The sequence below is a fragment of the Rhodopirellula sp. P2 genome (genome assembly GCF_028768465.1).
Lineage (GTDB): Bacteria > Planctomycetota > Planctomycetia > Pirellulales > Pirellulaceae > Rhodopirellula.
In genome coordinates this window covers 2,031,686-2,054,767 of sequence record NZ_CP118225.1, presented here as the reverse complement: position 1 = coordinate 2,054,767, position 23,082 = coordinate 2,031,686, and the positions used below count along the sequence as shown (strand labels likewise).

Below are 23,082 nucleotides of genomic sequence, written 5' to 3'. Positions count from 1 at the left end.
TTGTTAGCCTGCTGCGTCTTTGCCGCTGAAATCCCCCCCTTCCCAGTCCCTCACGATCGAGTTTTTGCATGTCCGCCGATCCGACTCAAAATCATCGCCTGGCGACCCGAGCTCTTCACGCCGGACAAGTCGCTGACCCCACGACCAAAAGCCGCGCGGTGCCGATCTACGCCACCACCAGCTACCAATTCGACAGCACGGATCACGCAGCCGCCCTGTTTGGCTTGGCGGAATTCGGCAACATCTACAGTCGCTTGATGAACCCCACGGTCGATGTGCTGGAAAAACGCATCGCAGCGCTGGACGGCGGTGCCACAGGATTGTGCTTCGCATCGGGACAAGCCGCGATCACCGCGGCGGTTCTGGCGATCGCTCACAGCGGCCAAAACATCATCAGCAGCACCTCGCTGTATGGCGGCACCTGGACACTGTTCACGCAAACGCTGAAGAACCTCGGCATCGAAGTTCGCTTCTTCGATCCGGACCACCCCGAAAAGATCCACGAACTGGTCGATGAGAACACGCGACTGGTTTACATGGAGAGCATTGGCAACCCCAAAAACGATGTGCCAGACTTCAAAGCCATCGCGGACGCCGCCCACTCGGCACCTCACGGCGCAATCCCTGTGCTGTGCGACAACACCGTGATGACGCCCTACTTGCTGCGTCCGATCGAGCACGGCATCGACATCGTGATCTACAGCACGACCAAGTTCCTGGGCGGCCACGGCACGCACATCGGTGGCTGCATCGTCGACAGTGGCAACTTCAAATGGGCTGACCAACCCGAAAAGTGGCCTGAGTTCTGTGCCCCCAGCCCTTCCTACCACGGTGCGGTTTTCGAAGAACACCTGCGTGGCATGGGCAACATCGCTTACAACGTTCACATCCGCACGCACTGGTTGCGTGACACGGGTGCAGCGATGAGCCCCTTCGCAGCGTTCCTGTTCTTGCAAGGCATCGAAACCCTTCACCTTCGCATGCCGCGCCACTGCGAAAATGCGATGAAGGTTGCTGAGTTCTTGGAAGCTCACGACGCCGTGGAATGGGTCAATTACCCCGGCCTGAAATCGCACACGCATCACGCGTTGGCCGAGAAATACCTTCCCAACGGCAAAGGTGCGATCCTCGGGTTTGGTATCAAAGGCGGCATGGAAGCAGGCAAGAAGTTCATCAACGCTTGCCAACTTTGCTCGCACCTGGCCAACATCGGCGATGCCAAAACGCTGGTCATTCACCCCGCCAGCACCACGCACCAGCAACTCACCGAAGACGAGCAACGACGCGCCGGTGTCAGCCCCGAGTACGTCCGGGTTTCGGTGGGCATCGAAGACATCGATGACATCCTCGATGACCTGAAACAGGCCCTTGCTGTTGCCACCGCGTAGCCGAAGAAGCAATCGAAACGCTGCTTCCGAAACAGGGGATCTCCCGCGAAAATGCTTCCGGGAGATCGCTTCGGAAACCGCGAACCGAAAGCAAAACTTCCATGGATAAGCCTTCCAACGAGGACCTGTCCAGCACCGACGACGTGCGGACCGACGCTCCTTTGGCGCATGCCAAGTACGTGACGTTCGATCTACCGCTGCCCCTGCAGCGCGGCGGCGAACTTCCCGAGGTTCGCTGCTGCTATGAAACCTGGGGCACGCTGAACAACGACGCATCCAATGCGGTTTTGGTCTGCCATGCCGTCTCGGGTGACTCCCACGCAGCACGTCACAATCCCAACGACGAACCGGGTTGGTGGGACGGCTTGATCGGGCCCGGCCTGCCCATCGACACCGATCGCTTCTTCGTCGTCTGCCCGAACGTCCTGGGAGGCTGTCGCGGCAGCACCGGCCCCGGCGACGCCGACCCCACCTCGCCCGATGGCAAACCCTACGGAGCCAACTTTCCCCGGATCACCATCGGCGACATCGTCGAAGTCCAAAAGCGATTGGCGGACCACCTGGGAATCCACCAGTGGCGCGCGATCGTCGGCGGGTCACTGGGAGGCCACCAAGTCCTGCAATGGATCAACCGCCACCCCGACGCAGCCCAAACCTGCATCGCGATCGCCACCTCGCCTCGCCTGAATAGCCAAGCGTTGGGATTCGATGTGATCGCCCGCAACGCCATTCAAACGGACCCTCACTACGCGGGCGGCCAGTACTACGACAATGACCAACGCCCGGACACCGGACTAGCGATCGCGAGAATGCTCGGTCACATCACGTACCTGTCGGTCGAAGCGATGGAGGCCAAGTTCGATCCCGACCGTCATGACCCACGGCAGATTGCCTCGCAATTTGAACAACGCTTCAGCATTGGCTCGTATCTGGCACACCAAGGCCAAAAGTTCACAACACGGTTCGATGCCAACAGCTACGTGACCCTGTCGATGGCGATGGATCTCTTTGATCTCGGGGGTTCGCGGCTGAAGCTCATGGAAACGTTTGACGAAGCGACTTGTGATTTCTTGCTCATCAGCTTCAGCAGTGATTGGTTGTTCCCACCCGCTCAATCCCGAGAGGTCGTCAACGCGCTGACGGCGCTCGACAAACGTGTCACCTACGCCGAGATCACCACCAACGCGGGGCACGATGCCTTCCTGATTGCAAAAGACATCGCGACCTACGGACCGCTGGTTCGCGAACGGTTGCGAGACCCGGAGACACGCCCCGAAGTCTCATCGGAGACCTCGCTGAGCGTGGATGAAGAATCCATCCTGGAGATCATCCCCAAGGGAGCCAGCGTGCTGGATCTCGGCTGCGGCAACGGTCAATTGCTGGCCGCGATTCGCGACCGACACCTTGAACCGGGGCAGCGACTGATGGGCGTGGAGGTGGCTCAAGAGAATCTCTTGTCGACCGCGATGCGAGGCATCGATGTGATCGACTATGACCTGAACAACGGACTGCCTGCCTTCATTGACAACCAGTTCGACTACGTGGTGCTCAACGCAACACTGCAAGCAGTCGAGAACGTCGTCGAATTGCTGAACGAGATGCTACGAGTCGGGCGACACGCGATCATCAGCTTTCCTAACTTTGCCTATCGCCAACTCAGAGATCACTACGTGACGCATGGGCGTTCGCCGAAAGCTCCCGGCGAGTTTGATTTTGATTGGCACAACACGCCCAACCGACGCTTCCCCACAATCGCCGACGTCCGTGACCTGCTAGGCCAACTGAACGTCGTGATCGATGAAGAAGTGTTCTGGGACGTTGACAAGGGCCAACGCATTGAACCTGACAACGATCCCAATCTGAATGCCGACACCGCAGTGATCGCTTTTCACCGCGAGAGCCAGCCGACCTGAGCGACCCACGTCGCCCAAGGTCTCAAACAACCAGAATTCAGAATTCTGTATCGATGACCTCTTTCGCCGCGCGAGTCCCCAAGGCTCCCCAGACGCCGAACGGTGACTTCGATCCCGGCGTCAAGAAACCTCCGCCGTGCCGAACCTGAGCGCTGTTGCTGTTGCCGGCTTCGATCGAGTCCGTGATGAACTTGACCGCGCCATCGCACATCAGGACATGCACGCCACCTTGGTGACGACTGCTGGGCGTGACATCGCCTTCCCGCTCTTGGTTGCCTTGAAAACACAACTCATCGTTGGGTGCCAAGACAGTGACAAACCCGGTGTACAGCGGACGAGCGAGCGCCCATTTGAAACCGCGTCGCTGCTCCGCATCACCGGTGAACGGTGTGGAACCATCATTCCGCCAGAACTGAGGACGTTCCACATCGATGTACTGCCGACATGACAACGCATTGTTTTCACGCCAAACCTCGACGGGGCTGTCGACCGCATGAGCACGCGTGTCGTAGTCACCCAAGTCGGTGATGATTTCGCCCATCGCAATGGTGTTGGACAGACCATCCAAGATCCCGCGGAACTTGGTTTGCGTCCGTGGAATGAATGCCCCGCGACAAGCACTCTGTTGGTAAACGCGCAAACCGCGGCTGGTGCCGTTGTCAGCGGTGTCACCAACGTCGCACAACGTTCCCGAGTCACCCAAGCACACGGCATAGTTCGTGCGTCCGTGAGCGGGCAGCCCCACCCCGGGATCGCTGGGGCAACGAAAGGTAGGAATGTTGGTCAACCAAGGATCATAAGGAACCGCAGCGTGGGCCGCCAACTGACGATTGGGCCACGGCCCCATCGCTTGGAACCCCGTGTCGGTTGGGTTGCTGATCACTTCCCACAACCCTTGCTGTTCAACGAACGGCAACATGCCAACCAAGGCAGACAAGTCCGAGCGGTTTCCACCGGGCGGATTGATCCCGGTGTCTGGCGGATACTGAGTGTAGGTTCCCGAGCCATGCTTCGGCATCGCGTTGTAAGCCGAGTGGTAGTTGTGGATCGCCAAACCAAGTTGCTTGAAGTTGTTGCTGCAACTCATTCGGCGAGCCGCTTCCCGAGCGGCCTGAACAGCCGGCAGAAGCAAGCCGACCAAAACGCCAATGATCGCGATCACCACCAGCAACTCCACCAACGTGAAGCCCTGATGCCTTCTGGATGCATTCATAGAAATTTCCTTCTTTTAAAAAACAATTGAAAAGCAGATGAGCGGCGGTCCCGCCAGCGAGAACGCACTGTCCTGACGCGCAAAAGCATCAGGGTTTCGATGGGTCCGATGCAGGAACGTCCTCTTTGGGCTCCTTCAGATCGGGGTTGTCATTCAAGAACTGAGTCAACTCGTCGGTGGAAGTCGCGGCAGGCTCCGAAGAACCCTGGCAACCACCCACCGTTGCCACCGTCAACAAAACGGCAAAGCAAGCCAACTTCGAAAGACAAAACTTCATATCCTAAACTCCATAGATTTAACAAGCATTCAAAAAAATCCTCCCTGGAGCCTTCACTCAACTTCCCACTTCGTCCAAGAACGGACGAAGCTGAGAGCGACCACTGCCGCAACCTCCAGAGAAATCCACCGCCTGAAAAAACGCTCAGTCCGAGCGACAAAGCGATCAATCAACACCCAACCTGTTGATTATGACAGTCCATTGCACATTTGGCAAACTGCAATGAACGCACAGCCACCCCAGCAGAGTGCACGTCAGTACACGCTCAAAAATAAGCAACCGACCGCCGCTCCCCGCCTCTGAGACCTGCCCGGACCGACGAAAACGAGACAGCGGGACCACGAGAAAGCACCCCTCACGGAAGCTACTCAGTCTTAGGGTCAAGCATTCCACCCTCTTTTCGCCCAGGCATCGCTCGCCGATCGCGAATTCCCGGGTGGCACCCAACGGACTGGCCCCCAGCCCCCTAAAAATCTCGCAATCAGCAAACGCAAATGCCAGGGAGTCTTCCCTCGGGAAAGAGCGTCTTCCCAAACTCCGCAGCGGCAGACTCACCCACCTCACAACAGAACACCTCCTGATCCCACGCCATTGCAGTGCATTCGCGGTCGCTTGGGGACGATGACCGTTTCGCGTCAGAGCATCTGAAAAGCTGGCCTGCGTTCGGTGCACCGCAGGAAATCGACGACCAGGGCGGTTTGCCGTGCGATGAACCGACCGGTAGACTCCGGCGATTACGCCTTTTTGCCGCTTACATAGAGATTGCGAGCATGAGCTTTGGAGCCGGTGCAGACACGCAATTCGAAACCATGCGCGGTCGCGAATTCCCCGCGATTCGTCAGTTCACTATTTTTCTCGAAAACCGAGTCGGGCAATTGCTCGAAGTCGTGCGTCGATTCGAGGGGACTGGGATTCGAATTGTGGCCCTGTCAATCAATGATGCTGCGGAATGTGCGTTCGTTCGTTTCCTGATCAGCGACGCGGACCGCGGTCGCGAGATTTTGGAACGCGCTGGACTGGCCATCATCGAATCCGACTTGGTCGGTGTCGAACTTCCCGAAGGCCCCCAACCGTTGCTCCGAGTTTGCACGGCGTTGTTGCAAGCGGAACTGAATATCATTCAGGCCTACCCTTTGTTCGTGCGTCCACACGGCAAACCCGCGGTCGCGATCATGGTGGAAAACATCGACTTGGCGATGAAAACGCTGAGCGAAAAAGGCTTTCGGATCATCACCGAAGACGACCTGGATGCGGACAACCTTCCGCCTCAAGACATCTACTGAGTCGGTTCGGCTTGGCGTCTACCAGCCATCCGCCACCGCGAGTCCACGGTGGAGTTGACACTTCGTCTTAATGGCCTGCCGCCCGACAGTTGGTTGATCACTCCGTACGATGGCCTTCCCAGGCCGTCGAAACCAATGCCGGCGACTTTCCAAAGCCATCAGAATCAGTGTCGACGGCCAGGGAAGACCATCGTCCATCTCATCCACCCCGCCGCTTTCATCAACGTCCCACCATGAGTGAACAGCTTCCTTACGATTCGTTTTTGCTGGTGTCCTTTGGCGGCCCCGAGGGCCAGGACGACGTGATCCCGTTCCTGGAAAACGTTTTGCGAGGCAAGAACGTGCCGCGTGAGCGGATGATGGAAGTGGTGGAGCACTACCGACACTTCGGCGGCGTCAGCCCGATCAACGAGCAGAACCGAATGCTCATCGCGGCACTTCAAAAGCGATTTGACGCCAACGGGATCGACCTGCCGATTTACTGGGGCAACCGCAACTGGGACCCGACCTTTGCCGACACGCTTCGCCAGATGAAGGCAGACGGCAAGCAAAGATCGCTGGCCTTTTTCACCAGCATGTTCAGCAGCTACAGCGGATGTCGCCAGTACCGCGAAAACATCATCCAGGCTCGTGAAGAAGTCGGTGAGGGAGCCCCGCTGGTTGAAAAGGTTCGGATGGGATTCAACCATCCAGGATTCATCGCGGCGGTGTCGGACAACCTTTCCAAGGCAGCCCAGACAATCGGTGTGTCACCGGCGGAGACCAAAGTGCTGTTCACCGCGCACAGCATCCCAATGGGGATGGCAGACAACTGCGATTACGAGAAACAGCTGCGTGAATCATGTCGCTTGGTTGCCAATGCCTGCGGTGCAGCCGACTGGGACTTGGTCTACCAAAGCCGCAGCGGCCCGCCCTCGCAACCGTGGCTGGAACCGGACGTGTTGGACGCGATCGTCGAGCTGGACGAAGCCAAGAAACTGGACTCGCTGGTGATCTTGCCGATTGGTTTCGTCAGCGACCACATGGAAGTGCTGTTCGATCTGGATGAGGAAGCCGTACAGCTCTGCCAGCAGCGCGGGATCAAAATGGCGCGAGCCTCCTCGGTGGGAACGCACCCCGATTTTGTCGAAATGATCTGCGGCTTGGTCCAAGAACGCCTGGGCGTTTCGAGCGAAAAGCCTGCCTTGGGTGACCTGGGGGCTTGGCATGATGTGTGCCCGCAGGATTGCTGCCAGTACACCCCGCGGCGACCTCTTGTTGGCGGTGGGCGACCGGTTCAAGCCAATTGATGCGGCGGCTAGAATCACCGACGAGCCATCCTGATTCGGCCACGCCGGCTTCGTCGTCCTGTCCATGAAGCAGCGTTCCTGACCTTTTTCCGATCCTTCGTGAGCACCATGTCTCGACTCGCCCATCAAGTCTTCTTCACGACCAAAGACCGCAGCGACGAAACCATCAACGCGCTGCTGGACGATTGTCAAACCTACCTGAACGACCACCCCGGGTTGGTGGACTTCGCCGTGGGTCGCTGCGAGCCCGACTACGACCGCCCGGTCAACATGGACTACGACGTGGCGCTGCACACCGTTTTCGAAAACCGCGCCGCTCACGATGCCTACCAAACCGCCCCTCGGCACTTGGAATTCATCGAGCGTCAAAAACCCAACTGGGCCGAAGTTCGCGTCTTCGACTCGAACCTTCGCGACTGATCCCGCCCACCCTTCACCATCACGTTTCACTCTTTTTAGAAAGCAAGCTTCACCATGAGTGTTTTGGTCACCCAAAAAGCCCCTGACTTCACCGCCACCGCCGTCATGCCCGATGGCACTTTCAAAGACGACTTCAAGTTGTCCGACTACGAGGGCAAGTACGTCCTGTTGTTCTTCTGGCCACTCGACTTCACCTTCGTTTGCCCAACCGAAATCATCGCGTTCAGCGACCGAGCGAAAGAGTTCGAAGCCCTCGGCGTGAACATCATCGGCGTCTCGATCGACAGCCACTTCACACACTTGGCATGGACCAACACGCCGCGCAACGAAGGCGGCATCGGCAAGACCGAATACCCCTTGGTCGCCGATTTGAACAAACAAATCTCGCGTGACTACGACGTGCTGCTCGACGGCGGTGTCGCACTGCGTGGACTGTTCTTGATCGACCAAAAGGGCTTCGTGCGTCATCAAGTCGTCAATGACTTGCCACTCGGCCGGAGCGTCGACGAAGCCATGCGAATGGTCAAAGCCCTTCAGTTCTTTGAAACCAACGGCGAAGTCTGCCCTGCCAATTGGCAAGAAGGCTCGCGTACAATCAAAGCCGACGTGCAAGGCAGCAAAGAGTTCTTTGACGCCGAATACAAGAACTAAGCAACGCGTGAACGACAAGTGACGATGTTAGCGGTGCGGCGCAAGCCGCCCGGTGAGGAACCGGAAGGCTCGCGTCCTTCCGCGAAGGCACATGTTGTTCAGGTGGTCCTAAGCAAACAAACGAGCTGATCCCCATGTGGCAACTTCAAGATTTCGCGGCGCCAACACCTGGCTCCGCCTGCGACCAAAACGCTGGCCAGTGCTACACCGCGCACTGGAATGCGGGCGGTCACGATTGGGTTTGCCACACCGCAGGAGGTTCCAATGGAATCAGCTTCGGTGACCCCGATGGGTCCCTGCATGTCAGCTTGTTGCCGGTCGGAGACGACACGCTTCCCGTCGCCACGGAACAATCGATCCGGGGTGACGTCTGGAATGTGACTCTCCCGCAAGGCGACAGCCAGTGTTCTCTGCGACTGGCTTTGCGCGTGGTCGAAGCCACCGAAACCCGGTTGGTGATCGAGCCCACGCTGTCGATTCAAACCCTGCTGCTCGACACCCACCCAACCTTGGATCTCACCGCCCTGGGTGATTGTGGCGTGATTTTTGACGAAGGCGACACGCTGGGAGACGGCAGCCCGCCGATCTCGACGGTCAAGCTGCACGGCGAAACGGGATCGATTGCGGTGCTTCTGGCCCCCACCGATGCCCCCTTCACGACCGATCTTCGTCGCCCAGGGCACCTGCAACTGCGACTGTTTGGCGAATTCCTTGAAAAAGGTGTGATCCGCAAGGCTCGCCCCTGGATTGTGCTGGATCGCTCTGAACAGGGGATTTCCGAGTCCGAACTGCAGGCTTACCTGAAACGATTGGGCGAAACGCCGCTGCCTTTGACGGCATGAGGCCGCGTTTTTGAGCCTCTCGGCTGCTCCGCGCAATGAGTTTGGCTTTTCAAGAACGCGTCGGGCGGCAAGAATAGCGGGCTTCCTCACCCGCCTCCCTTCTGATTGGCCGACATTTCTGTGGAACGCCGACTCTTTTCGTTCATCCTCTCGTCGATGGCGTTTTTCCTGATCTACATGTCCCTCCGGACCATGTTCGCGCCACCACTGCCCCCCGAGGAAGACGTGGTCGCCGAAATCGATGGCGAAACCGTCGAATCGGCGGAGAACTTGGTGGCCGACACGGACCCGGATGCGCCCGGGGACAGTGAACTGGCCCCGGAGGATGCCGATGCGATCGCGCGTCCCGACTCGCCCACCTGGTCAACGCTCGGTTCAATGGACCCAGCCAGTGGCTACGTGATGTTGGTCACTCTGAACAGCCGCGGCGGTGGCATCGAACGAATTGAACTGACCGAACGAAAAGAAAACGGTCGCCTGAAGTATCGACGCGTCGACGTTCGCTCGGGTTATCTCGGTTACCTGGCTGCGGATCCCGCCGCCACCGACCTCGGCATCCGAGTCAACGTGGTCGGCCCCGGCACCCCCGCTGATTTGGCGACGGCCTCGAGTGTGCAAGGCGGCCTGAAGCCAGGCGACATCATCACCGGTTTCAACGGCACCAACGTCAACAACCTGTCGATGCTGCGGGAAGCAATGCTGGAAACCAAACCGGGGGAAGACGCCACGGTCACGGTTCTGCGAAACGAAAAGTCGATCGAATTCAAAACCACCTTGTCCGAGCACCCCTTGGACCTGGTTCGCTTGGCCGAGCACGGTGGCGACGACGAGATCGAAGGCAACCTCTCTCGACTGTCATGCCTGCTGACCGTGGGCCGCGTCGGTCGACGCGAAATCCAATCGGGTGAGAACACCATCGAAGGCATGGTCGACACAGGGGACCTGATTTGGGACGCCTCTCAGAACGGCGACCAAATTTCCTACCAACTGCAACTGTCCGATTCCGAGATGAAGCCTGCCTCGGGCAAATCGGTGGGGCTGCAACGAACTTACTCGCTGAAGCCAGACAGCTACTCACTGGACATGGATGTTCAAATCGACAACCGTGCCGAGGAAGCTCAAGAACTGGCTTACCGAATCGAAGGTGCCAATGGCATCACGCTGGAAGGTTGGTGGTACAGCAACAAGATCAGTCCCAACTGGGGCGGTTCAGCCGCTCGCGATGTCGTCTACAAGACCACCGCAGAAGGCCACGAACTGGTCTCGGGATACGCGTTGCTAAAACGGGCCAAGAATGAATCCGAAGCGAACGACCAAACGTTATTTGCCCCCGATTCCGCTCCACCGGCTCGCGACCTGAGCTACATCGGCGTCGACGCGCAGTACTTCACCGTCGCGATGCTGCCCCCGGAAGGCCAAGCATCACTGAAGACGTTCCGCCGTGCCGCCGCGAATATCATCGCCGATCCCAATGCTGTTCCAGACAACAAAGAACGCGCGGTCAACGCCAGCTTCTACCTGGACAGTGCCATCGCCGATGTGCCCCCGGGATCGTCCCTGAAACAATCCCTGCGATTGTTCGCCGGTCCCAAACAACCCGACGTGATGGAAGCCTACGGCTTGGGTGATTGCATCTACTACGGTTGGTTCTCGTTTGTCGCCAAACCTCTCGGCGGCCTGCTGCACCTGTTCTCCAACGTCGGCAACTACGCGTTGGCAATCGTGCTGCTGACGCTGTGTGTGCGTGGTCTGATGTTCCCGCTTTCGCGAAAAGCGGCGATCAACGCTCAACGCATGCAAGAGCTGGCACCTGAACTGAAGAAGATTGCCGAGAAGCACAAAGACGATATGGAAGCTCGCGTTCGAGCCCAACGGGAACTGCAACAACGTGTCGGGTTCAATCCGATGGCGGGCTGTGCCCCGATGTTCCTGCAGTTGCCCATTTTCATTGGCCTGTACCGAACCCTGTCGGTGGACATCGAACTGCGACAAGCCGCGTTTGCGTCGTGGACGACCTGGGCGTCCAACCTGGCCGCTCCCGACATGATGTATTACTGGGGCGATTGGATTTGGGATTACCTGGGAGGCCGGGGCACCGGTTGGCTGGGTCCGTACTTCAACATCCTGCCGATGATTGTGGTCTCGTTGTTCCTGGCTCAGCAAAAGATGTTCATGCCACCGGCAACGGATGAGCAGACTGCAATGACGCAGAAGATGATGAACTACATGACCTTGGTCATGGGCCTGTTCTTCTTCCGCGTGCCCGCTGGTTTGTGCATCTACTTCATCACCAGCAGTCTGTGGGGCATCGGCGAACGAGTCTTGGTGAAAAAGACGCTTCCGTCCAAGCCACACTTTGACCCGGCGACACTGCAGGGTGGCGGCACGGTCGATGGCAAAGTCAACAATGCTGCGGGTGCCAATGGAAAGAAAAACTCCGACAGCAAACCGAAAACGATGGCCGACCGACTCCGCGAGCGATTGGGGACACCGGAAGAAGAAGCCGCCCCGCTGCCCAAAGACCGCAAACGGCCACCATCCGGGAAGTCCGGCAAACCCGGCAACAAAAAGCGCCGCTAGCGGGCTGTTGACTCGAGGCTTCCACCCCGAGCGAATGAAGTTGGCCCCGTCCGGGGCAAGGACCGCGAGGCCAGAGTAGAACAGTTGTCTCAACTGTTCCGTCGGGCAGCCCTCAACGGCCGGGCCTCGTCGCCACCCAACCCATTGCCAACCGTCCGCGTCACGCGACGCGACGACAGCAACGGCCCACGCAAACATTTGGGGACAAATGTTCTACTCTGTTTCCAAAGTCGGCCCCGTCCGGGGCGAGGAGAACGAGGCCAGAGTAGAACAGTTGTCTCAACTGTTCCGCCGAGCAGCCCTCAAAGGCCAAGCCTCATCGCCCCCACCCCATTGCCAACCGTCCGCGTCACGCGACGCGACGACAGCAACGACGGCCCCATCCGGGGCGACCTTTTGTAGCGTCCAATGTCTCGGGGCTTCCGCCCCGAGCTAACCAAGTCGGCCCCGTCCGGGGCGAGGAGAACGAGGCCAGAGTAGAACAGTTGTCTCAACTGTTCCGCCGAGCAGCCCTCAAAGGCCAAGCCTCATCGCAACCAACCCACTGCCAACCGTCCGCGTCACGCGACGCGACGACAGCAACGACGGCCCCATCCGGGGCGACCTCTTGTATTTGCGTCCAATGTCTCGGGGCTTCCGCCCCGAGCTAACCAAGTCGGCCCCGTCCGGGGCGAGGAGAACGAGGCCAGAGTAGAACAGTTGTCTCAACTGTTCCGCCGGGCAGCCCTCAACGGCCAAGCCTCATCGCCCCCAACCCATTGCCAACCGTCCGCGCCACGCGACTCGACGACAGCAACGGCCCACGCAAACATTTGGGGACAAATGTTCTACTCTGTTTCCAAAGTCGGCCCCGTCCGGGGCGAGGAGAACGAGGCCAGAGTAGAACAGTTGTCTCAACTGTTCCGCCGGGCAGCCCTCAACGGCCAGGCCTCGTCGCCACCCAACAAGGCCCGAAGGGGCGACAGATCCATTGCCGGGGCCGTCAGGCCCCGGAACCATGAACCACTCAAACATCCAAAGCCCCAACGGGGTGACACAGCTTTCCCATCCGAGCCTAGAAAGTCGCTCGCAACTGACGACCATTCCCTGATCGCCCCCGCAAAACCAAAAGCCTCTTTTCGCCGCAGCGTTTCGCAGGGGCAGGGCAGGGCGGAGATTCACTCCGCCACTTCCCAACCTTCCTCGGTCAAAATCAATTCCGACGACTTGTCCACCGTCTTCGCATCCAAGCCATCGATTCGGAACGTGGTCGGAAAGCAACGCTTCATGCTCACGGTCGTCCGTGATGGCATCTCAATTTCATCGACACTTTCATTGGTCTCGATCGACAGAGTCTGGGCTTTGCCCGATCGATTCAGCACCGAGATCTCAATCTGGGCTGACTTGGGTCGACCAAACAGGTGAACCGCGTAGTAAGTCGTTTGATCGGCGGTCGCGACAGCCGCCCCCGTTTGCGTGATGTGTTTGGCCACGATGTTCTCATGGTGCGGCGGTGAATCAATCCATCCCTGAACAAAGATGTCCATCAAACTCTCCGCGGTGACTTCCTCCGTGTTGGTGCGATAGGCAATGTTCTCTCTCACGACGCAGTACTCGTATCCCGCCGCCTCGGCACGCTCCGCCGGCGTCTTGCCATCCGCGTGATGACCGTACTTGCCCGATTCAGCCATGAACTCCGCCAACTTCTTCGCGGTTGCCTGCAACTCGTCGTTCACCTCCAACCGACCGAGCTTCTTTTCGACACGGTAGTCGTTGATCTGTTTGACGATCGCCTTTTCAACTTGAGTGACCATCTGGCCATCCTTTTTTGAATCAACCGCAACCGTCGCGGCCTCCTCTTGAGCCATCAGCGGACTGACAAACAACCATCCGGTTATCAACCATCCACGCACTGCATCACTCCTTGTAAGAAACCAAACCATCCCCCAAAGCGACTTGCACCGGCGGGTCCACTCTCGCTCGTCATCGAGCAAGGGAATGCAATCGCCATGCCCATTTCACCATGACGCCGATTGAAACGAGCAACGATTCAGCACAATCTTCGTCAAACTGGTAAAACCTCTCGCCATCCTGGTCACCGGCGCCCCTTCGGTTTGCCCTCCACTGATTTGACACGGCACGAACTCAACATGCGAATCCAAGCCCCCACCCACGTTGATCTCGACACGCCCACCGGTCCGATGCGGACCCATCTGTTTCGCCCGGACGGTCCCGGTCGCTACCCCGGTGTGATCCTGTACAGCGAGATCTACCAGATGACCGCGCCGATCGCCCGGACGGCCGCGGTTCTGGCGGGGCACGGTTTGTTGGTCGCCGTCCCCGATGTCTACCACGAGTACACCGAACTGGGCGAAGCGTTTGCGTACGACAAAGAGGGCACCGACCGCGGCAACCAACTGAAAGTTGAAAAAGCGATCGCCGCCTACGACGCGGATGCTCGATCCGTGATCGACTTTTTCGGCAGGGACGAAGACTGCACCGGGCAAGTCGGCACGGTGGGCATTTGCCTGGGCGGGCACCTCGCCTTTCGGGCGGCCATGAACGAGGAAGTCAAAGCCGGGGTGTGCTTTTACGCCACCGACATCCACAAACGAAGCCTGGGCAAAGGCATGCACGACGACAGCCTCGATCGCATCCCAGAAATCCAAGCCGAGATGATGATGATCTGGGGACGCCAAGACCCACACATTCCCGTCGAAGGCCGCCGGATGATCCACGACGCGATGACGGCCGCGGGAGTCAGCTTTTCCTGGCACGAGTTCAACGGCGAGCACGCCTTCATGCGAGACGAAGGCCATCGCTACGACCCCGAGCTCGCGCTGTTGCTGAACTCGATGGCCTGCCAGCACCTCAACCGCCACTTGCGATAACGGCTCGAAAACCAATCTGCGAGCAGCCAATCGCCCCTTCCCCCCCCAATAAGTGGAAAGCGGGAAAATTGTCCCACTTACGAATGGGCCACGATCGCGTATCCTTTGCGGTTCGTTTTCGCGAATTTCTGGAGCCGTCCGTCAGCACTTGATCGGTCGTTCCGTTGCATCCTTCCCCTCGAACCCTTTGATTTCGACCCGTGTTACGAACCCACACCTGCGGCGCGCTTCGCAAATCTGACGTCGGCTCCCCCGTGACCCTGTGCGGATGGGTGGACAGCAAACGAGACCACGGCGGAGCGGTTTTCATTGACTTGCGGGATCGGTACGGGCTCACCCAGGTCGTCATCGGACCACCCGAAGCGGGCGAATCCCTGATCAAACAAGCCGGCCATGTGCCCAATGAGAGCGTGGTTCTGATCCGCGGCGTCGTCGCAGATCGCCTGGAAGGCAAAACCAACGCGAAACTGGAGACTGGCGAAATCGAAGTTCGCAGCGAACACTTCGAAATCCTTTCGGCCTCGGAAACACCTCCCTTCACTCCCGGCCAGGCCGACTTGCCGGGCGAAGACTTGCGTCTGAAGTACCGCTTCCTGGACCTTCGCCGCAAAGAAATGCAGCAGGCGCTCATCCGCCGCAGCGAAATCATCAAGTGCATGCGGGACTACTTCGCCGAGCACGATTTCATCGACGTCGAAACGCCCATCCTCGGCCGCAGCACACCCGAAGGAGCTCGCGATTACCTGGTCCCCAGCCGCGTGCACCCCAGCAACTTCTACGCGTTGCCTCAATCGCCGCAGCTTTACAAACAAATCTTGATGGTCGCCGGTTTCGACCGTTACATCCAAGTCGCCAAGTGCTTCCGCGACGAAGACCTGCGAGCTGACCGCCAACCTGAATTCACGCAGCTCGACCTGGAAATGTCCTTTGTCGACTCAGAAGACATCATCGGTTTGATCGATGGCTTGGTCGCCAAGACTGCAAAACAGGTGTTGGGCAAAGACATCTCGCTGCCGCTGCCTCGCATGACCTACGCGGAAGCCATGCGTCGCTTCGGTTCGGACGCGCCTGATTTGCGTTTCGGCTTGGAAATCGTCGATGTGACTTCGGTGGCCGCCAAAACGGACTTCCGTGTTTTCCGCGGGACCGCCGACGCGGGCAACTTCGTCCGTGGCATCAATGTCAAAGACGCCGCCCTCAAATTCTCGCGACGCCAAATCGACGAACTGACCACGTTTGTTCAGCAGGACTTCGGCGCCAAAGGCTTGGCATGGTTCCGCGTCGAAGATGACGGGACACTTTGGAGCCCAATCGCGAAAAACTTTGAGCCGGAACACTTGGCTGAAATCAAAGAACTGATGGGCGGCGAACCCGGCGACTTGCTGATGTTCTTGGCCGACACCTGGGAAGTCACCTGCAAAGGCCTGTCGGGTCTTCGCAAGCGATTGGCGGTGGAGCTGAAACTCTACGAAGATGGCATGCTCAACTGCAGCTGGGTGACCGAGTTCCCGATGTTCGAAAAGGATGAAGAGGCCGGCCGCTACGTCGCCATGCACCACCCCTTCACCGCTCCCCTCGAAGAAGACCTGCCTCTGCTGACAGAGTCGCCTGAGAAGTGCCGTGCCCAAGCCTATGACTTGGTCATCAACGGATCGGAAGCAGGCGGTGGAACCATCCGAATTCACGACAGCAAAGTTCAATCGCAAGTGTTTGAACTGCTGGGCATGGACGAAGAAACCGCTCGCGATCGCTTCGGCTTCCTGCTCGACGCGTTGCGATTTGGTGCACCTCCACACGGCGGGATCGCCTTGGGCGTCGACCGCTGGGTGATGCTGTTCGCAGGTCTCGAAAACATCCGCGAAGTGATCGCGTTCCCCAAAACGCAAAAGGCCGCCGACATGATGACCGGTGCTCCGGGCGAAGTGGACGCGGATCAACTCAACGAACTGCACCTGCGAACGGTATCGGCCAAGACTTGATCGAAGCCAGGCCAGAAAAGGCCAGGGCTCGCACACCACGCCCCCGACTCACGTAGCGAAACTCATCAAGAGTTTCGTTTTGCTGACGTAGCGAAACTCGTCAAGAGTTTCGTTTTGCTGACGTAGCGAAACTCGTCAAGAGTTTCGTCTTGCACCTTGAGTCGCCGAAAGTCTTGACGACTTTCGCTACGAATTGATCTTCATTTCCATCGCTGGAATGCATCATCGCTGTCAATCGCCATCTCGGTTTGTTCGGTGCCACCAGCGTCGGTGTGGGCGCAATCGTTGGCGGCGGGATCCTCGCTCTTGCAGGAGTCGCATTTGCCACCACGGGGCCGTCCGCGATCTTGGCGTTTGGACTCAACGGCGTCATCGCGATTCTGACGGCGCTCAGTTTCGCGGAGATGGCGTCCAAGTTCCCTGAGTCAGGCGGGACTTACACCTTCAGCCGCAAAGTCCTCTCGGTCGAATCCGCCTTCACGGTGGGCTGGGTCGTGTGGTTCGCTTCGATCGTCGCCGCGGTCCTCTACGCAATCGGCTTTGGCAGTTTCGCGACGCTCTTGATGAGCGAACTGTACTCGACCCAGGGTGCCGTTCCGCCTTGGCTGAATGAACCCTGGAGCGTCCCTGCGGTTTCCATCGCCACGACCATTGGGATCGGAGCGATGATGACGTTCCGCTCGTCGGGCGGAGGTGCTTGGATCAACGTCGCCAAAGTAGCGGTCTTTTCGGTCTTGATCGTCGGTGGGTTCTGGGCACTGAGCGAACAATCGGTGCTCAAGACCACTCAGGAACTGCGGCCGTTTCTAGCCTCGGGATGGACCGGGTTGATTCAGGCGATGGGGTACAGCTTCATCGCACTTCAAGGGTTTGATTTGATCGCGGCGGTCGGCGGTGAAGTTCGCGAACCAACCAAGAACATCCCGCGAGCGATGCTGCTGTCGCTGGTGATTGCGTTGCTGATCTATCTGCCACTGCTGTTTGTGCTCACCACGGTGGGCACCGACAGTTCCCAAAACATTCGCGAACTGGCAGCGTCAGATCCCGAGGCCGTTGTCGCACTCGCCGCACGCCACTACCTCGGCGCCACGGGCTATTGGTTGGTATTGATCGCGGCGGTGCTTTCGATGTTCTCGGCGCTACAAGCCAACCTGTTTGCCGCCTCGCGAATTGCCCTGGCGATGTCGCGAGACAACACGTTGCCGGCCGCTCTCAGTCGTCTCGCTTCAGGATCCAATTCGCCTTGGGTTTCCGTGCTGGTCACGATCGCACTGGTTTGTCTGTTGATCCAGATCTTGCCCAATCTCGCGGCCGCTGGTGCCGCGTCCAGCCTGATCTTCTTGGTGACGTTTGCGATCGCTCATTGGCTGTCCATCCTGGTACGTCAACGCTGTGTCATCGCTCCGCCGCCGTTTCGAGTCCCTGGCTATCCAGTTGTGCCTGTGATTGGCGGCGCGGCGTGCTTGGCGTTGGCTGTGTTCCAAGGCATCGCGGTTCCCGAAGCCGGAATCATTGCCGTCATGTGGCTGGCTCTGGGTGGTGTGCTGTTTCTATCCTTGTTTGCTCGGCGAGCCCGTTTGACGGACGTGTCGAACATGGCCAGCCATCCCGAACTCTCGCGACTGCGTGGCAACTCACCTTTGGTGCTGGTTCCCATCGCCAACCCCAACAACGCTCGCGCGATGATCGCGTTGGCAGACACCTTGGTCCCCGCCGCGCTCGGTCGCGTGCTGGTGCAAACCGTGGTGGTGGCTCCTCCGGACTGGGACCCGGTTGCCAACCATCGCCCTTCGGCACAGCTTCATTCGGTGATGAACGAGATCCTGCACGCCTCATCCAGCCTCGGTGTTCGCTGCGAAACGTTGACCACCGTTTCCCCCGAACCGATGCAAGAGATTGCCCGGGTGGCTGACCTGCACCAATGCCAATCCGTGCTGCTGGGACTGAGCGAAATCACAGCGGAAGCTCGCGACACGCCCCTGGAAGGCTTGCTCGGACAACTCTCCAGCGATGTCGTTGTCTTGCGAGCGCCGAAGGATTGGCAACTCGCTCAGAGTCAGCAGATCCTCGTGCCCGTCGGCGGACGAGGCGGCCACGATTACTTGCTCACGCGATTGCTCAGCAGCCTTTCTCGCGAGCAAAAAAGACAAGTGAAATTCTTGCGAGTGATCCCCACCGACACGCTCCGCAGCGATCAAAAACGAATCCGCAAAGAGCTGGACCGAACGACGCGTGCCAACGCGGGCCGGGTCTGCGAACGCGAGATTGTGATCAGCAACGATCCAATCAAAACCATCGTCGATCGGGCCGGCGAAGCGGGGCTGATCATCCTGGGTGCTCAACGACTGGGACCGCGGCGAAAGCTCTTCGGCAACTTCACTCGAAAAGTCGCCCTGGAATCCAACTGCCCCGTGATCATCATCAGCCGCCGCGGCTAAGGAGCGAAAGTGTCAAGGTGCCACGGAACGGTGCCAACCACCATCGCTCCACTCGATGAGGCCCCCCACTCAATGAGGCCCCACGGGACGCGGGAACAATCAGTGGGGTATCGACAATGATTGTATCGTTGTTCCCTACCACATTGGCACAATGGATTCGGTGAAACCACTAAGCAGGTGCGCAGGTGTCATCGGGTATGTGAGCCGTTGGCGTTAGCCACGGTTTTCACGCGCAACCGGCGCTAACGCCCAAACGGCTCACATGGTTGTGCCCGATCATTCCAGCCGACCTGCTTAGCAGCGTCTCTCCGAGACGCTAAGGACTGCGAGTCTCAGAGAGACTCGCCTACGTGAGTATTGCCGAACCATTTCAGCTGCGGTGCTTATGCCCCTTCATTTTCTTTCCAGAAACACTTGACTTAATCGCGCCCCCCCCCCTAACTTTGAGCAGTAGAGATCTGTGGCGGTTATCTCACCAACCATTTGGTTGGACCAAACAAGCGTTTTCTTGACCTGTTTGAAAGGGGTGTCCGCTGTGCTTGTCAGATTGTTCCTGGGTGCATTCATCCTCTGCTTGAATGCAGATCCTCTGGCGTTCAGCCAGGAGGTGAAGCGATTTGAACTCAGCTCCGCAAGGATCACAAACAGCCGTAAGATTCATATCGGCAGTGTCCCGGCATCAGACACAACGCAGATATCGATTGATGTGGTCAATGACACCGAGGCGGAAGAGCATTTCGAAGGGATCATCCTCAACTGCAACTGTGCCGACGCGAAGTTCGAAGAGGGGCCTCTGCTGCCTGGTCAAACCAGGCGTCTCACCGTTGCGTTGAAGCCTCAAAAACAACTCAGGCGAGGACAGGGAACTGTCCATGTCTCGTTCAAGCGACCCGGTGCAGGCGTAAGCAACCTCAGGCTCACCCTGAACTACGCAGTTTCCGGTCACTTCTCTTTCGACAGTCCATTTGCGACCTTGCAGTACGGCAGCAAACCGGGCGTCTATCAATTTGAGCTCCCCGTGTTCGTTGACCCTGCTCTGGATCATCGGCTCCTGGAATTGAACTGCAATGACGAACGGGTTGGCCTCTCATTCGGGGACTTTGATCAATCTGGAGTTGGCCACATTGATGTGGACCTACCGCCCAATTCAGGTGAGTGCTTCGCGGTTATGTCCATGCGGCATCCGCCAACCAACACTCAAGTGGATTGCCAGGTGCTCATCCAACCAAGGCAGCACCTAAAGGTTGCACCATCGCGGTTGCTATTCAGGACCAGCGGCGATGGCTCGCTCAAATCCACACTGACTGTCATTCGGTCCTTGGATGACGATGACAAGGATGAGCCGACTGAAAAACAAAGGTCACCGGGAAAGCCTATCGTCGAATGGAGTTTTGAAGGGCAAACAGGGTTCGGCAAAGTGCATGATGTTTCCGATTCTCTCTGCCGTGCTTCTGTCAAGATTCCGGTGGCAACCGCGAAGAAACTGAGTGATCTCTTATCTGAACCGGGCGGCCCAAAAGCAAAACAACCGAGCATCCGAATTCTGGTTCGATGGGGCGAACATTCCGTGACCGAAGATCTCTCCTATAAGATCTTCGAGAAATCACTCACAGACGAAGCAGGCAGGAACGAATGACTCAGTTTCATCCTGGGAGCGGCTTGAGTATTGGCCTGGGCGACAGAATCTCTGGGATTGTGTTTGCTAAGCGTTTGCGCAAGTCTTCATCTGAAACGTGCTGACTCCCCTCGCCCAGCTTCGAGGTCGTGCGGTTTTTAAGTGCTGTGTTGCCTAGCGTTTATCATCACCTTCCCCCTGGAACGTTCAAAAAACAAATGGTGGCTGGCGTCTGGGTTTCGCCCCGGATGGGGCCGTCGTGCTTAGCTCGGGGTGGAAGCCCCGAGAGACCGATGCCGGAAAACAAACGGTCGCCCCGGATGGGGCCGTCGTGGGAGTTGGGTGGAGTCCCTCGCTCACGCGTTCGGGTTGTGATGGATGCTTCGTTGACTCTTGTTATTACGATTGAGAAAGCAAAAGAATGAATCGTCTTCCTTCCAAGCGACTTCGCTCCGTCAAATCTTGCACATGGCGAACGCAATGCTTGGCGTTTGTCGCTTTGCTCCTTACCGGAACAACTGCTGGGACGGCCCAGGAAGCACCGCTTGGCTCCGGCGAGCACTATTTCCAGGCTCATTATGCCGCCATGGCGGAGATTCGGGATTACGACGTTTTGTACAGCGGATTCACTGACATGTCGCCGGAAACTGGCCAATCCTATTTCCTGGAGATGAAGGGGCGGACGATGGCGAGTGAAGAAGACGACATGGTGGTTGGACTGAAAAAGTACGAGCGTTCCAGTGGGCGGAGTTCTTCAGATCGTCCTACGAACGATTCGGCACAGAGCGTCAGCAGAATGGAGGTCTATTCGGGGCGTCTGATTGGCAACGATCTCGTGGCCCGAAAATTTCCGGGCGGATCACGCCGAGCCAAGTTCCCAAAAGAAATCTCCCCCTATTATTTCCATGGATTGGAAGGGATTCCTGCGTTCCCACTGTTTGGCATCGTAAACTTTCCGCTTTTCATGGACCCCGCAGGAAAATCCTTTGAGAGGACAAAGTCGCAACGAACTACCCCAACAGCGAACCAACAGCTCATTCGCGAAACAGCGAACGAAGCGGTCGTTCGCATTGAGGTGGAAAAATCCGTTGGGAGAAAACGCAGGTTGTTTTTTTACTTCGACGCAGAGACCCTGCTGATCGTTGGCAAGCGGGTGTCCTTGCATGAAAACAATTCGTGGAACCCCATTTTCAAAGGTGAGTACACCTACACGAAACACAATGGGTTGTATGTTCCTGAATCAATGAGAGTGGTGACGTTCAAGACGAGAAATGAAACAAAGATTGTGGAGCGACACACCGAAGTCATGTATGAGTGGAAGGACCTCGATCGCGATCGGGCGAAGCAGTGGCGAGTTGCAGATCTTTGGAGGATCGAAAATCTGGACCGATTGATTGAAGGCGAGGACATTGCCGAGATTGGCACCGAAGCACCAAACAAGAACTGACCTGGATCCAAGCCCATGTCGCGGGGCTTCCGCCCCGAGCGAATGAAGTCGCCCCCATCCGGGGCGAGGAACGCGAGGCCAGAGTAGAACAGTTGGCTCAACTGTTCCGTCGGGCAGCCCTCAAAGGCCAGGCCTCATCGCAACCAAGTCCACTGCCAAACGTTCGCGCCACGCGACGCGGCGACAGCAACGACGGCCCCATCCGGGGCGACCTTTTGTATTTGCGTCCATGTCTCGGGGCTTCCGCCCCGAGCTAACCAAGTCGGCCCCGTCCGGGGCGAGGACCGCAAGGCCAGAGTAGAACAGTTGTCTCAACTGTTCCGTCGGGCAGCCCTCAAAGGCCAGGCATCGTCGGCAACCAAGTCCACTGCCAACCGTTCGCGTCACGCGACTCGACGACAGCAACGGCCCACGCAAACATTTGGGGACAAATGTTCTACTCTGTTTCCCACGACAGCCCCGTCCGGGGCGAGGACCGCGAGGCCAGAGTAGAACAGTTGTCTCAACTGTTCCGTCGGGCAGCCCTCAACAGCCAGGCCTCATCGCAACCAAGTCCACTGCCAACCGTTCGCGTCACGCGACTCGACGACAGCGACGGCCCACGCAAACATTTGGGGACAAATGTTCTACTCTGTTTCCCACGACAGCCCCGTCCGGGGCGAGGAACGCGAGGCCAGAGTAGAACAGTTGGCTCAACTGTTCCGTCGGGCAGCCCTCAAAGGCCAGGCCTCATCGCAACCAAGTCCACTGCCAAACGTTCGCGCCACGCGACGCGGCGACAGCAACGACGGCCCCATCCGGGGCGACCTTTTGTATTTGCGTCCATGTCTCGGGGCTTCCGCCCCGAGCTAACCAAGTCGGCCCCGTCCGGGGCGAG

The 23,082-nt window shown here is 58.2% G+C and carries 16 protein-coding genes; 13 read left to right on the top strand and 3 right to left on the bottom strand.

Annotated elements, in window-relative coordinates; translation table 11 throughout:
- The first annotated feature begins 68 nt into the window (after positions 1-68).
- The gene (locus PSR62_RS07225; RefSeq protein ID WP_274407125.1) at positions 69-1,388 is read left to right on the top strand and encodes an O-acetylhomoserine aminocarboxypropyltransferase/cysteine synthase family protein; all 1,320 of its coding nucleotides are present in this window, start codon (positions 69-71) and stop codon (positions 1,386-1,388) included.
- 101 nt (positions 1,389-1,489) lie between these two features.
- Positions 1,490-3,301: a homoserine O-acetyltransferase MetX gene (gene metX / locus PSR62_RS07220; RefSeq protein WP_274407124.1), complete on the top strand. Its 1,812-nt coding sequence runs from the start codon at positions 1,490-1,492 to the stop codon at positions 3,299-3,301.
- A gap of 37 nt (positions 3,302-3,338) precedes the next feature.
- On the opposite strand, the gene PSR62_RS07215 is transcribed toward metX, so the two are convergent.
- Together PSR62_RS07215 and PSR62_RS07210 are read right to left on the bottom strand one after the other, a co-directional pair.
- Positions 3,339-4,514 carry a DUF1559 domain-containing protein gene (locus tag PSR62_RS07215; protein ID WP_274407123.1) on the bottom strand — a complete coding sequence of 392 codons (1,176 nt, stop codon included), beginning with the start codon at positions 4,512-4,514 and terminating at the stop codon, positions 3,339-3,341.
- An 88-nt stretch (positions 4,515-4,602) separates the two neighbouring features.
- Positions 4,603-4,791, bottom strand: coding sequence for a hypothetical protein (locus PSR62_RS07210; protein ID WP_274407122.1), 189 nt, complete (start codon positions 4,789-4,791; stop codon positions 4,603-4,605).
- Positions 4,792-5,561: 770 nt separating this feature from the next.
- On the opposite strand from PSR62_RS07210, the gene PSR62_RS07205 reads away from it, so the two are divergent.
- The 6 genes from PSR62_RS07205 (at position 5,562) to PSR62_RS07180 (ending at position 11,856) form a co-directional block, all read left to right on the top strand.
- Positions 5,562-6,074, top strand: a complete 513-nt coding sequence (locus PSR62_RS07205) for an acetolactate synthase (RefSeq protein WP_274407121.1) — start codon at positions 5,562-5,564, stop codon at positions 6,072-6,074.
- A 233-nt stretch (positions 6,075-6,307) separates the two neighbouring features.
- Positions 6,308-7,363, top strand: coding sequence for a ferrochelatase (locus PSR62_RS07200; RefSeq protein WP_274407120.1), 1,056 nt, complete (start codon positions 6,308-6,310; stop codon positions 7,361-7,363).
- Positions 7,364-7,471: 108 nt separating this feature from the next.
- Positions 7,472-7,783 carry a Dabb family protein gene (locus PSR62_RS07195; protein ID WP_047815756.1) on the top strand — a complete coding sequence of 104 codons (312 nt, stop codon included), beginning with the start codon at positions 7,472-7,474 and terminating at the stop codon, positions 7,781-7,783.
- Positions 7,784-7,837: 54 nt separating this feature from the next.
- On the top strand, positions 7,838-8,434 hold the full coding sequence (locus PSR62_RS07190) for a peroxiredoxin (RefSeq protein ID WP_274407119.1): 597 nt from the start codon (positions 7,838-7,840) through the stop codon (positions 8,432-8,434).
- A gap of 134 nt (positions 8,435-8,568) precedes the next feature.
- Positions 8,569-9,276 (top strand): hypothetical protein, encoded by a 708-nt coding sequence (locus PSR62_RS07185; RefSeq protein ID WP_274407118.1) that lies wholly within the window; start codon positions 8,569-8,571, stop codon positions 9,274-9,276.
- A gap of 120 nt (positions 9,277-9,396) precedes the next feature.
- Entirely contained in the window at positions 9,397-11,856 is a 2,460-nt protein-coding gene (locus tag PSR62_RS07180; protein ID WP_338020145.1) for a YidC/Oxa1 family insertase periplasmic-domain containing protein, read from the top strand.
- Between the two features lie 1,157 nt (positions 11,857-13,013).
- Here the strand turns inward: PSR62_RS07180 and PSR62_RS07175 are convergent.
- The gene (locus PSR62_RS07175; protein ID WP_274407116.1) at positions 13,014-13,748 is read right to left on the bottom strand and encodes a CAP domain-containing protein; all 735 of its coding nucleotides are present in this window, start codon (positions 13,746-13,748) and stop codon (positions 13,014-13,016) included.
- Between the two features lie 237 nt (positions 13,749-13,985).
- Between PSR62_RS07175 and PSR62_RS07170 the strand changes: the two genes are divergently transcribed.
- The 5 genes from PSR62_RS07170 to PSR62_RS07150 all read left to right on the top strand — a co-directional run bounded on the left by PSR62_RS07170 (position 13,986) and on the right by PSR62_RS07150 (position 22,205).
- Positions 13,986-14,726 carry a dienelactone hydrolase family protein gene (locus PSR62_RS07170; protein ID WP_274407115.1) on the top strand — a complete coding sequence of 247 codons (741 nt, stop codon included), beginning with the start codon at positions 13,986-13,988 and terminating at the stop codon, positions 14,724-14,726.
- Positions 14,727-14,926: 200 nt separating this feature from the next.
- Complete coding sequence (gene aspS, locus PSR62_RS07165; protein WP_274407114.1) at positions 14,927-16,705, top strand: aspartate--tRNA ligase; 1,779 nt, start codon at positions 14,927-14,929, stop codon at positions 16,703-16,705.
- Positions 16,706-16,953: 248 nt separating this feature from the next.
- Positions 16,954-19,143, top strand: coding sequence for an amino acid permease (locus PSR62_RS07160; protein ID WP_274407112.1), 2,190 nt, complete (start codon positions 16,954-16,956; stop codon positions 19,141-19,143).
- 574 nt (positions 19,144-19,717) lie between these two features.
- A complete protein-coding gene (locus tag PSR62_RS07155) occupies positions 19,718-20,779 on the top strand; it encodes a DUF1573 domain-containing protein (RefSeq protein WP_274407111.1) in 1,062 nt (353 codons plus the stop codon).
- Between the two features lie 463 nt (positions 20,780-21,242).
- Positions 21,243-22,205, top strand: coding sequence for a hypothetical protein (locus PSR62_RS07150; RefSeq protein ID WP_274407110.1), 963 nt, complete (start codon positions 21,243-21,245; stop codon positions 22,203-22,205).
- Positions 22,206-23,082: the final 877 nt, after the last annotated feature.

Bases quoted from the DNA above. Each gene is read 5' to 3' on its own strand.
- PSR62_RS07225 (WP_274407125.1), top strand. From the start codon at position 69: ATGTCCGCCGATCCGACTCAAAATCATCGCCTGGCGACCCGAGCTCTT.
- metX (WP_274407124.1), top strand. From the start codon at position 1,490: ATGGATAAGCCTTCCAACGAGGACCTGTCCAGCACCGACGACGTGCGG.
- PSR62_RS07215 (WP_274407123.1), bottom strand. From the start codon at position 4,514: ATGAATGCATCCAGAAGGCATCAGGGCTTCACGTTGGTGGAGTTGCTG.
- PSR62_RS07210 (WP_274407122.1), bottom strand. From the start codon at position 4,791: ATGAAGTTTTGTCTTTCGAAGTTGGCTTGCTTTGCCGTTTTGTTGACG.
- PSR62_RS07205 (WP_274407121.1), top strand. From the start codon at position 5,562: ATGAGCTTTGGAGCCGGTGCAGACACGCAATTCGAAACCATGCGCGGT.
- PSR62_RS07200 (WP_274407120.1), top strand. From the start codon at position 6,308: ATGAGTGAACAGCTTCCTTACGATTCGTTTTTGCTGGTGTCCTTTGGC.
- PSR62_RS07195 (WP_047815756.1), top strand. From the start codon at position 7,472: ATGTCTCGACTCGCCCATCAAGTCTTCTTCACGACCAAAGACCGCAGC.
- PSR62_RS07190 (WP_274407119.1), top strand. From the start codon at position 7,838: ATGAGTGTTTTGGTCACCCAAAAAGCCCCTGACTTCACCGCCACCGCC.
- PSR62_RS07185 (WP_274407118.1), top strand. From the start codon at position 8,569: ATGTGGCAACTTCAAGATTTCGCGGCGCCAACACCTGGCTCCGCCTGC.
- PSR62_RS07170 (WP_274407115.1), top strand. From the start codon at position 13,986: ATGCGAATCCAAGCCCCCACCCACGTTGATCTCGACACGCCCACCGGT.